Annotated in this window: 12 protein-coding genes; 6 read left to right on the top strand and 6 right to left on the bottom strand. The window is 44.4% G+C overall.

Features of this window, described 5'->3' with window-relative positions; translation table 11 throughout:
• Positions 1–51: 51 nt before the first annotated feature.
• Positions 52–495: a thioesterase family protein gene (locus tag JUI58_RS11145; protein WP_204103855.1), complete on the top strand. Its 444-nt coding sequence runs from the start codon at positions 52–54 to the stop codon at positions 493–495.
• A gap of 23 nt (positions 496–518) precedes the next feature.
• Here the strand turns inward: JUI58_RS11145 and glmU are convergent, their stop codons facing one another.
• On the bottom strand, positions 519–1,868 hold the full coding sequence (gene glmU / locus JUI58_RS11140; RefSeq protein ID WP_204103868.1) for a bifunctional UDP-N-acetylglucosamine diphosphorylase/glucosamine-1-phosphate N-acetyltransferase GlmU: 1,350 nt from the start codon (positions 1,866–1,868) through the stop codon (positions 519–521).
• 83 nt (positions 1,869–1,951) lie between these two features.
• Here glmU and JUI58_RS11135 point away from each other — a divergent pair, with 83 nt between their 5' ends.
• The 4 genes from JUI58_RS11135 (at position 1,952) to JUI58_RS11120 (ending at position 4,980) form a co-directional block, all read left to right on the top strand.
• Positions 1,952–2,737 (top strand): PD-(D/E)XK nuclease family protein, encoded by a 786-nt coding sequence (locus JUI58_RS11135; RefSeq protein WP_204103854.1) that lies wholly within the window; start codon positions 1,952–1,954, stop codon positions 2,735–2,737.
• A 63-nt stretch (positions 2,738–2,800) separates the two neighbouring features.
• Positions 2,801–3,325: a hypothetical protein gene (locus tag JUI58_RS11130; protein WP_204103853.1), complete on the top strand. Its 525-nt coding sequence runs from the start codon at positions 2,801–2,803 to the stop codon at positions 3,323–3,325.
• Between the two features lie 60 nt (positions 3,326–3,385).
• Positions 3,386–4,318, top strand: coding sequence for a tRNA epoxyqueuosine(34) reductase QueG (gene queG, locus JUI58_RS11125; protein ID WP_204103852.1), 933 nt, complete (start codon positions 3,386–3,388; stop codon positions 4,316–4,318).
• 23 nt (positions 4,319–4,341) lie between these two features.
• On the top strand, positions 4,342–4,980 hold the full coding sequence (locus tag JUI58_RS11120) for an HAD hydrolase-like protein (RefSeq protein ID WP_204103851.1): 639 nt from the start codon (positions 4,342–4,344) through the stop codon (positions 4,978–4,980).
• Positions 4,981–5,019: 39 nt separating this feature from the next.
• Here JUI58_RS11120 and JUI58_RS11115 read toward each other — a convergent pair whose 3' ends face one another.
• The 4 genes from JUI58_RS11115 to JUI58_RS11100 form a co-directional block, all read right to left on the bottom strand.
• Positions 5,020–5,892: an S-methyl-5'-thioadenosine phosphorylase gene (locus tag JUI58_RS11115; RefSeq protein WP_204103850.1), complete on the bottom strand. Its 873-nt coding sequence runs from the start codon at positions 5,890–5,892 to the stop codon at positions 5,020–5,022.
• Positions 5,893–5,922: 30 nt separating this feature from the next.
• Positions 5,923–6,552: a rod shape-determining protein MreD gene (mreD, locus tag JUI58_RS11110; protein ID WP_239121398.1), complete on the bottom strand. Its 630-nt coding sequence runs from the start codon at positions 6,550–6,552 to the stop codon at positions 5,923–5,925.
• 16 nt (positions 6,553–6,568) lie between these two features.
• A complete protein-coding gene (gene mreC, locus JUI58_RS11105) occupies positions 6,569–7,336 on the bottom strand; it encodes a rod shape-determining protein MreC (protein WP_204103849.1) in 768 nt (255 codons plus the stop codon).
• A gap of 125 nt (positions 7,337–7,461) precedes the next feature.
• Positions 7,462–8,469 (bottom strand): rod shape-determining protein, encoded by a 1,008-nt coding sequence (locus JUI58_RS11100; RefSeq protein WP_204103848.1) that lies wholly within the window; start codon positions 8,467–8,469, stop codon positions 7,462–7,464.
• A 333-nt stretch (positions 8,470–8,802) separates the two neighbouring features.
• Here JUI58_RS11100 and JUI58_RS11095 point away from each other — a divergent pair, with 333 nt between their 5' ends.
• Positions 8,803–9,159: a single-stranded DNA-binding protein gene (locus tag JUI58_RS11095; protein ID WP_204103866.1), complete on the top strand. Its 357-nt coding sequence runs from the start codon at positions 8,803–8,805 to the stop codon at positions 9,157–9,159.
• A 58-nt stretch (positions 9,160–9,217) separates the two neighbouring features.
• On the opposite strand, the gene acs is transcribed toward JUI58_RS11095, so the two are convergent.
• Positions 9,218–11,185, bottom strand: a complete 1,968-nt coding sequence (gene acs, locus JUI58_RS11090; protein ID WP_204103847.1) for an acetate--CoA ligase — start codon at positions 11,183–11,185, stop codon at positions 9,218–9,220.
• Positions 11,186–11,214 lie beyond the last annotated feature (29 nt).

Genomic DNA, 11,214 nt, shown 5'->3' with positions numbered 1-11,214 from the left:
CATACATAATATTTGTAACTAGCAACTCGGGTTAAATAATAAAAATAAAAGATGAAAATGAAACAAAAACCTTGGTTTGATTATCCCATTAAGGTACAACCCCATCATACAGATTATGCTGGTATTGTTTGGCATGGAAACTATATTAATTGGCTAGAAGAAGCACGAGTTGAGTATTTAAGTTCCCTCGGTATTCAGTTTGCCGATCTTGTGAAGTTGGGATGCGATCTTCCCGTGGTCGAATTGACACTGCGCTATCGTCAAGCCTTACAATTGGGACAGTCTGCGATCGTTAAAGCTAATTTGACTTTGAAGGGAGTTCGTCTCAATTGGGATTACGAAATCCGATCGCCAGACCAACAGGAATTATATCTTACGGCACAGGTTACTTTAGTTGCAGTCGATCGCGATCGCCGCAAAATTATGCGTCAATTGCCTCCTATCTTAAAAGAAGTCTTAACTCCCCTCCAAGAGGAAGGGAGTTCCTCAGAGTAGAAAATGGGAATACATCCCAGTTGTTAACGCTGCAAGCGCCATCCCTTTTTAACGGTTTGGCGACAGCGTGCGATCGCCAAACTATCATCTTCTACGTCCTCAGTAATAGTAGAACCCGCCGCAACTGTAACATCTTTTCCTAAGATCACAGGCGCAACGAGAACGCTATTTGCGCCAATTTTTGTGCCGTCGTCGATCGCAGTAGGATGTTTATTTACCCCGTCATAATTAGCCGTAATCGTTCCTGCTCCAATGTTAACGCGATCGCCCACCTTAGCATCTCCCAAATAAGACAAATGGGCGACATTGGTTTGCTCTCCTAAAGAAGTCTTTTTCAACTCAACAAAATTGCCCACCCGACAAGATTTACCCACCTTAACTTGTCCGCGTAAATGAGCATAAGGTCCCACGCGAGTTCCCCTTTCTATTTCACTATCGCTAACCACAGAATACAGCACCGTAACATCTTCGCCAATTGTACTATTTTCAATCAAACTGCCTGGGCCAATCCGACAGCCCGAAAGGATCTCCGTATTACCTCGTAAATGAGTTTGCGGCTCGATAATTGTATCGGGGTGTAATGTTACCGTATCATCAATGGTAATGCTGTCTGGGTCGATTAAAGTCACACCCGCCGCCATCCAAGCATCCTTGACCCGTGCCTGTAAAATGTGATAGGCATCGGCTAGTTGGCGGCGATCGTTAATACCCGTAATTTCCTGATAGTCTTCTACATCTACTGCCATAACCGGCTGCATCATGGCAAAAACATCTGTAATGTAGTATTCCTTCTGATCATTATCTGCTTTAAGAGCCGGTAAAATCTTGGCCAATTGTTGCCAATTGAAACAATAAATTCCCCCATTAATGCGAGAATTTTGTTTTTGAGCCGCCGTACAGTCGCGATCCTCAACAATTTGTTGAACGTAACTGTTATTGTCGCAGAATACTCGCCCGTAACCCCTAGGGTTCGGTAACTGAGCCGTTAAAAGCGTGGCTGCATTTTGATGTTTTTTGTGGGTTTCCCATAACTTAGCAATGGTTTGCGATCGCAGCAAAGGAACATCCCCATTTAAAACCAATAAATCCCCTTGAAAATCCTGCAAGTGAGGTAGTAATTGCTGGATAGCGTGACCCGTTCCCAATTGTTCCTTTTGTTCCACGAATTCTAAATTTTCATAGTTCGTGAGGGACTCTTTCACCCGTTCGGCTTGGTATCCCACGATCGCCAACTGTTTCGAGGGATGCACTGACGCGCAACTAAGAAGAGCGCGTTCTACTAAACTTTTCCCTCCCAACTCATGTAAAACTTTAGGATACTCCGATTTCATGCGAGTTCCCCGCCCTGCTGCTAAAATTGCTACCGCTACCATATTTCTGTAATTTTGTTTACGCTTAAAAAAGTGCAGTCTCCATTGTCCGCAAAAATGGTTCATTTTGGATTCTAAATTTCCCCATGTTTTCTCCTCCCATTCGTATTTCCCAAGGACATCTCAATCTTCTCGAAACTTGTTTCCGCAAATATCAACATATTTACCTCGATCGATTAGCATCTCCCATTGAGCCAAACCAGCAAGAAAGCCTCGCTTGGGGAAGTCAATTTCACCTTTTGATGCAGCAGAGGGAACTCGGGCTACCAGTTCAGATTCTTTTGCAAGGGAATGCCGAACTAGATCGCTCAGTTTCCTCCCTTGTGCAAGCAGCCCCCGATGTCGTTAACTTAGAGGGCAGCGATGAACGAGAAGCGGAACATCCTCGCACTCTAACTTGGGGAAGATATTTGCTCGTGGCGATCTACGATCTCTTAATCATTAGGGGCGATCGCGCTCAAATTTTCGATTGGAAAACCCATCGTCAACCCCCGAAACGCGGCCTCGCCGGTAATTGGCAAACTCGTCTCTATCCTTTTATTTTAGCGGAAACTTCGGATTTCACTCCCGAACAAATTTCCCTGACTTATTGGTTTGTCGGTTCTAGTCCTCAGTCCCTAAAATTCGGTTATAATACCATCCAACACGAACAAACTCGCAACGACCTAACTCATCTTTTAACTCAACTTCAAGAGGCCAGCGATCGCTATCAAACCGACCATATTCCCTTTCCACAAGTTCCTCGGGCTAAAAATATCTGCTCTCTCTGCGAATTTGCGGCGCGTTGTCAGCGAATTCCAGAAAACAAAGAAAAAATAAAGACTTTTAATTTCCCTGTTTCTTTGGATAGCATCGAAGAGGTTCCTTTATAAGATTTCCTTCCCACCATTAATCCTTTTCTACAAAAAAAAATTTCTAAACCTGGATAAAAAATTATGCGAAAAATATCTATTCCTCAAATATCTATTCCTCCTGCCTTGACCCAGTGGACGACATTAGGCTCACTACAGTTACTCAATGCAGTTCTTGTTATTCCCATCAGTTTTTTCTTAGCCCTAGATGAAGGGGTTAAGGTACTTTTAGGAGCAACGCTGCAACTTTCCCGTGATTTTAGTCCTGAAAGTTCGGCGCTTGCCATATTTGTGACATTGATTATTGCGGTTATTGCTTTAATTGCTGGCTCAACTTCAATTTTTATCAGTTTGGCAATGTTTCGAGGAAAGGAGTGGACTTTACTGGGAACAACTATCGCACAAAGTTGTATTTTAGGCACGGAGCTAACCAAATTTTTCTTGTACGTCAAACCTAATTTTCTGGCTTTACTGGGTGCGATCTTTATTGTCACCTTATGCTTGCTAAAACTGAAAAAGCGAGCCGATTTGGATAAACAAAAAGCCCTGTCTGCGGAGTCAATTCCCGAGCCACTTCAAGAAACGATACAAGTTCATCCTGAGAAATAGTCTTAGGGCTAAATTAAGTAAGATTAAGCCAAATGCAAACAAGATTTAAAGTTTAACCAAGTGGAGATTAATGGCGATCGCATCAAGGAAAAAGCGAGGGAAATTGGCTTTCATCAGGTAGGAATTGCCGCGATCGAGCAGGAAGATGGTTTAGAGAATCATCTCCAAACATGGCTAGATGCTGGCTATCATGGTTCGCTACAATGGATGGAGAATCCTAAACGCTTTGATGTTCGTAAACTGATGCCGGAAGTGCGATCGGTGATTGCAGTTGCTTTAAATTATTACACTCCTCATCAACATCAAGAAGGGGGCGATCGCGGTAAAATTTCCCGCTATGGTTGGGGAAGAGATTATCATAAAATCCTCTCTAAAAAGCTAAAAATACTGACTCAATGGCTAGAAAGTATGGGAGAAGGCATTCAAGCACGATATTATGCTGATACTGGACCCATACAAGATAAAGTTTGGGCGCAACGTGCGGGACTGGGTTGGATTGGGAAAAATAGTAATGTGATTACAAGAAAATATGGCAGTTGGGTCTTTTTAGGGGAGATATTAACCAATTTGCATCTTACCCCCGATCGCCCTCATACAGAACATTGTGGGACTTGTACGCGCTGTTTGGAAGCGTGTCCCACGGGGGCGATCGCGCAACCTTTCGTTGTTGATGCTAATCGTTGCATTGCTTACCATACCATTGAAAATCGTGCCGAAAAATTGCCCGAGGCGATCGCCTCCCATCTGGAAGGATGGGTTGCAGGGTGCGATATTTGCCAAGAGGTTTGCCCCTGGAATCAACGATTTGCCACAGAAACAGATATTACAGACTTTCAACCCTATCCCGATAATATATCTCCTTTTTTGATGGAATTGGCAACAATTTCTCAGGAAGAATGGGAGCGACGTTTTCCAGCTTCTGCTTTACGTCGAATTAAGCCAGAAATGTTAAAACGCAATGCCCGTGCTAATCTAGATCATAGTCAGGAGTAATGGGTAATGAGTAATAGAAAAAAATGACGATTGAATTAGTTATCTTTGATTTTGATGGCACGATCGCAGATACCCATAGTACATTTGTTGAAATTATCAATCAATTGTCTGAAGAATTTGGTTATAAACCCGTTACCGATGCAGAAGTAGCTCAAATGCGAGGTTTGAGTTCTCGCGAAATTGTGCAAAGGTCAGAAATTTCTATTTTTAAAATTCCCTTTCTCTTGCGGAGGGCTAAAGAAGAATTAAATCAAAAAATTGCCAATATTTTACCCATATCAGGGATCGAAATCTCTTTAAATGCCCTGATTGCCCAAGAAATCAAACTGGGTATTCTCACTTCTAATATTGAAAAAAATGTGAGTGCGTTTTTAAAAGAAAACAATTTAGAGAATATTTTTGAGTTTATTTATTCTGGTAACACAATTTTTGGTAAAGATAGAATTCTTCGCAAGCTATTACAAGAATACAATATCGATCCCAACTTAGTTGTTTATGTCGGTGATGAAACGCGAGATATCAATGCAGCCAAAAAAAGCGGTGTAAAGGCGATCGCCGTTACTTGGGGGTTTAACTCCCAAGAAATCTTACAACAACATCAGCCAGATCTCTTGGTCGATTGTCCGCAAAGTTTAGCCAAGGCCATTGCCAGTTTATTCTAAATTTTCAGTTTTAGGTTTAAAATACGGACTATTCTAGAACTACAAATATTTTTTTAACAACACAGCTAACTTTTCCTTTGTAGCTACATTTACCTTATCTAAAGGGGTTAGAATCGCATATTTTAAGGCAGAATGAGCCTCTGACTTAGGAGGATTTTGACCGATTTGTTTGACAGTCTCTCGAATAACTTTTTGAGCATTGGCCCCATTGCGATGTAGATGTTCTATGATCATCTCAACAGTGACGCTATCATGGTCGGGATGCCAACAATCATAATCTGTTACCAAAGCCAGTGTTGCATAAGCAATTTCCGCTTCTCGTGCTAATTTTGCTTCTGTTAAATTGGTCATACCAATAATACTCGCTTCCCAACTGCGATACAAATTAGATTCAGCTTTTGTGGAAAAAGCAGGACCCTCCATACAAACATAAGTTCCTCCTCGATGTAAACTAACATCGGGAAGTTCTAACTGGGCGATCGCATTCCCTAAAACTGTAGCTAACTGTTTGCAAACCGGATCGCCAAAAGCAATATGAGCAACAATTCCTGCGCCAAAAAATGTAGCAATTCGATTTTTAGTGCGATCGATAAATTGATCGGGAACAACCAGATCTAATGGTTTGATTTCTTCTTTTAAAGAACCCACGGCTGAAGCGGAAATTAAATATTCAACTCCTAATTGCTTCATGGCGTAGATATTCGCACGAAAAGGTAACTCAGAAGGAAGTAAATGATGAGCGCGTCCGTGTCGTGCTAAAAAGGCAACAGGAATACCATCTAATGTTCCTGTAATGATTGCATCAGAAGGATTCCCAAAAGGTGTATCTAAACACACTTCTTTGACATCTTTTAAAGCCTCCATTTTGTAGAGACCGCTTCCTCCAATAATGCCAATTTTAATATCTGCCATAATGTTTAGTTCCAATTTAAAGTATTAAGATCATTGTTCCTTTTCTTTTTTAAATTCCCACCATCTATTTAAAGGATAATAAATGACTGGAGCCCAAAGACTGCTAATTACGGCGGAAGATAGAGCAATACGCTGGTGTTCCGTCCAGACTAGAGCCACATCACGAAAGTCTTGCATACTGTACTGTGCCGCCGTAATGGTTTCGGAAATAATCGCCCCACCAAAAACAATCAAAGCAATGGAAATAAAATCTTCCTGAATATAGCGTTTTTTGTCAATGAGAGCCGTCAGAATTCCTACAATGGTTAAACTCCAAATATGGGAAGGGTAAGAGGTGTTAACGGCTTCTGTCGGAGTATTGACATCGACAGGAATGCTAATATCAAAGCCATCTATGACATCAATCCCATCTATAGCCGTCATGCCATCTTGAATTAAACCCAAAGCAATTCCGGCGATCGCGCCTTGCAAAGGAGTACGCTTTACGCTCCAAACCACAACCCAAATCAGCAACCAATTCGGACGGATTCCCAACAATTCGGTTCCTGGCAATCGTGTTGGTAGGATCAGCAAACAAATCAACACTGAACCAACAATAATAATCCAATCAAAAATTTGTCGCAAGCGAGGAGAAACTTCAAAGATTTTTAACACAACCATCCTTGCTTTTATTTGTCTATTTGTCTTTTAATTGACTTGTAAACGGATGAATGGCAACCCATTCCAAAAAATCGATAGGAGCCGTAAGTCTGACAATCACTTCAGGAGCAGGACTTTTTTCGAGATCGACGGATTCTACCTTACCAATCGGAATGCCGGGAAGAAATAAATAACTGGCTGGAGAGGTAACAATTGTATCTCCTACTTTTACGCTGGGCACTTTTTCGTAAAATACCATCGTTACTTTTTCTTTCCCTTTGTCTTTTCCACCGCCTTGGATATAGCCCATACCACTACTGCGGGATACCTTAACTCCTACTTTACTGGTGGGATCGCTAATCAACAGAACGCGACTGGTATTGGCTGTCACTTTAACGATGCGGCCAACCAATCCCCCTGGAGCGGTGACGATGTAACCCTCTTGAACGCCGTCGTTACTGCCGCTACCGAGGAGAACCTGTTCCCACCAGTGATCAACACTCCGCCCGATAATGGGAGCATTTATAGTAGGATGGGCGAAGCCTTGAGTATGTTTGAGGAGTTCTTGTAATTTAGCATTTTGCCCCTCAACCTCCGTGAGCTTGGCTTCAAGCTCACTAACCTTCGCGTCAGCCCATTGTTCTTCGGGAAGAGTGTCTCCGTGAAACGGTCGCACGACCTGATAATAGATTTCTGCAACAACCGCACCTTGGGTACGACGAATAAATAAGGCTAGACCTAAAACTAGCCCTATAAATATCAAACGCGACCCATAACGCTCCCACCAACGACGCATTGTAAACATTTTTATTTTCTGAATCTTCGTTGAGCGGTCTTTTCTGCTATAGCGGGTAAGCCATTATAAATAATGGCCGACAGATAAACAACAGATAAACAATTGACCGAGAACAACCGACCTAATTTGACAGGCTAAATTGTACGAGAACGACCGCTAAAGACCCGTTCAAGTTGTTTGAAGTTCTCCAAAACGCGACCGGTTCCCAAAACAACACAGCTTAAAGGATCGGCGGCGACGTGGGTGACAATTCCTGTTTCGTGACTGATCAGAGTGTCTAGTCCTTTCAGTAATGCACCACCTCCTGCCAGCATAATGCCGCGATCGATAATATCGGCGGCGAGTTCTGGGGGAGTGCGCTCTAAGGTGCGCTTGACAGCATCGACGATCACGGCGAGGGGTTCACTCATGCTCTCGCGAACTTCTGGAGCCTTAATGGTAACAGTACGGGGTAAACCCGATAATAAGTGCAAGCCTCGGACTTCCATCGTAATCTCGTCGTCTTCGGGAGAGGGATAAGCAGAACCAATCCGAATTTTGATTTCTTCTGCCGTTCTTTCCCCAACCACGAGGTTGTGGACTTTTTTCATGTACTGGGTGATGGACTCACTCAGTTCGTCTCCTGCGACGCGAACGGACTCGCTGAGGACGGTACCTTGTAAGCTGAGAACGGCAACTTCTGTTGTACCGCCGCCGATATCAATAATCATGTTTCCGGTGGGTTCAGCTACGGGAAGCCCTGCACCGATCGCCGCCGCCACAGGTTCGTCAATGAGATAAACATCCCTTGCTCCCGCTTGGGAAGCTGCTTCCATGACGGCTCGACGTTCTACTCCGGTGACTCCACTGGGAATTCCGATGACAATGCGAGGAGAAACCAGGGTTCGTCCTTCGTGAACTTGGCGGATAAAATGCTTGAGCATTAATTCCGCCGTGTCGAAGTCAGCAATAACACCATCCCGCAGGGGACGTAATGCAACGACGTTACCTGGGGTTCGCCCCAACATTTTCTTGGCATCTTCCCCCACTGCGAGAGGAATTTTCAAATCTTGGTCGATGGCGACCACGGAAGGTTCTTGCAGGACGATGCCTTTACCCGAGACATAAACCAAAGTGTTTGCGGTACCGAGGTCGATACCCATGTCTCTCGATAATGTAAAGCGACTAAATATACCCACGCCTAATTTACGCCCCCAAAGTGCGACAGTTTGCCTTCATTGTGTCTTATTTTTTGAATGTTAATCCATTTTTGTTAATGGAATTGAGGTGGATTCTATTCTTTTTTTCCCTCCGTGTCTAGTCTAGTATGGGTTTTCCCTGTTTTGAAAACGCTATCGGTTGTTTTACAATTGATAACCTATTCCGAGCGATCGCTTTTCTGTCAGGAAAATTTTACATTTTTCTCTCGCCATCGCCTAGGGCGATCGGCTAAACTAGATACAAAATTGTCCAGAACCAATGTACTGAAAAATATCATGGGTTTAAATGTCGTTCATTTAGTCGGCCGCGCGGGACGAGATACAGAAATCAAGTATCTCGATAGTGCCAAGCAAGTTGCCAATGTTAGTATTGCTGTCAATCGTATCGGCCGCAATGCTCCCCCAGACTGGTTTAATTTAGAAATGTGGGGCAAAACGGCTGAAATTGCCGCTAATTATGTCAAAAAAGGCAGTCTGATTGGGATTGAAGGCTCGTTAAAGTTAGAAACTTGGGAAGATCGCAATAATTCTGATATTACTCGTTCCAAGCCTGTCATTATAGTCAATCGCCTGCATTTGCTGGGTTCAAAGCGAGACATCGACCCCAATGCTGTCAGCGATTACGATGATTGACCATATTGACCATACTGAAAACAAAACAAAAGGCGGGTAAATTTACCCGCCTTGCCAATTAACCCTCGCGCAACTGATCCAAAACGCTACGATCTTCTAAAGTGGAAGTATCTCCCGCAACCTCTTCCCCGGCTGCCAAATTCCGCAATAAACGACGCATGATTTTACCCGATCGCGTCTTAGGCAGAACATCCGTAAAGCGAATTTCTCCAGGTCGGGCGATCGCGCCAATTTCTTGAACCACGTGCTGCATCAACTCACTTTTAAGAGCATCACTGCCTTGGTAATTGCCCTCAAGGGTGACAAAAGCAAACACTTCTTCTCCTTTAAGTGCATTGGGTCGTCCCACAACCGCCGCCTCTGCCACCGATGGATGAGAAACTAAGGCAGATTCTACCTCCATTGTTCCCAAACGATGTCCAGAGACGTTCATCACGTCATCTACCCGCCCCATAACCCAGAAATAGCCATCGGCATCTCGCCGCGCCCCATCTCCGGCAAAATAGAAGTGCTGTCCATTCTTGGGTTTAATATGTTCCCAATAGGTGCGACGAAAACGCGCCTCATCCCCGTACACTGTGCGGATCATACTCGGCCAGGGCTGTTTCACCACCAAATACCCCCCCTCATTTTCCCCCACGGGGTTGCCATCGAGATCGACAATATCTGCAACAATACCAGGGAAAGGAAAAGTAGCTGATCCTGGTTTAGTGGGGGTTGCACCAGGAAGCGGCGTTAACATGAAGCCCCCTGTTTCTGTTTGCCACCAAGTATCGACAATGGGGCATTTTTCGCCCCCAATAACCCGATGGTACCACATCCACGCCTCGGGGTTAATGGGTTCGCCGACGGTGCCGAGAATGCGTAAAGAAGAGAGATCCCGCGCCTTGGGTAAATCTTCCCCCATCTTAATAAATGCCCGGATCGCCGTCGGTGCCGTATAGAAAATAGTCACGCCATATTTTTCCACCACATCCCAGAGACAGCCTGGGTTAGAAGGGCGAGGCGCACCTTCATACATTAAACTGGTGGCACCGTTGGAGAGGGGACCGTAAACGATGTAACTGTGTCCCGTGATCCAGCCGACATCTGCTGTACACCAATAGACATCGGTATCCTTGAGATCGAATGTCCATTTTGTTGTTATATGGGTATAAAGGTTATAACCTCCCGTTGTGTGAACGACTCCTTTGGGCTTGCCTGTGGTGCCGCTTGTGTAGAGAATAAAGAGCAGATCTTCACTATCCATCGGTTCGGCTGGACAGTTTGCCGATGCGTCTTTTTCGAGATCGTGCCACCAATGATCGCGCCCCTCTTGCATTTGGATCTCGTTCTTGGTACGCTGCACTACGAGGACGTTTTCTACACTAGGAGCGCCATTATCTGCGAGGGCTTCATCAACGGCAATTTTTAGGGGAACGATTTTATCCTTGCGAAAGCCGCCATCGGCTGTGACGACTAATTTGGCTTCTGCATCCACCAGGCGTGTTTTTAAGGCTTCAGCACTAAATCCTCCGAAAATGACGCTATGGGGCGCACCGATGCGGGTACAGGCTAACATGGCGATCGCCGCTTCGGGGATCATGGGCATATATATTCCAACGCGATCGCCTTTTTTCACGCCCAATTGTTTGAAGACATTGGCCATTTTACAAACTTGCCGATGCAGTTGGGCATAAGTAAGGGTGCAACTATCGCCGGGTTCCCCTTCCCAAATTAAGGCGGCTTTATTTTTGCGCCAAGTGGTCAGGTGTCTGTCCAAACAGTTATAAGATAGATTCAGTTTACCTCCGACAAACCATTGAGCCGAGGGAGGTTGCCAGTCGAGGACTTTTTCCCATTTCTCAAACCAGTGTAGTTCTTTTTCTGCTAATTCTCCCCAAAAGCCTTCGGGATCTGTGGCGGCTTTATTATAAAGTTCCTGATACTTTTCCATGCTGCCGATGGTTGCATTGGCGGCGAAATCTGAAGAGGGAGGAAATGTGCGATGCTCTTGGAGAATAGATTCTATATTTGTTTCTGACATGGGTATTGTTGGTTATATTGAGTGTTTTT

Origin of the sequence: Spirulina sp. CCY15215, from assembly GCF_016888125.1 — a bacterium.
Lineage (GTDB): Bacteria > Cyanobacteriota > Cyanobacteriia > Cyanobacteriales > Spirulinaceae > CCY15215.
This window is presented reverse-complemented; position numbering and strand designations above follow the sequence as displayed.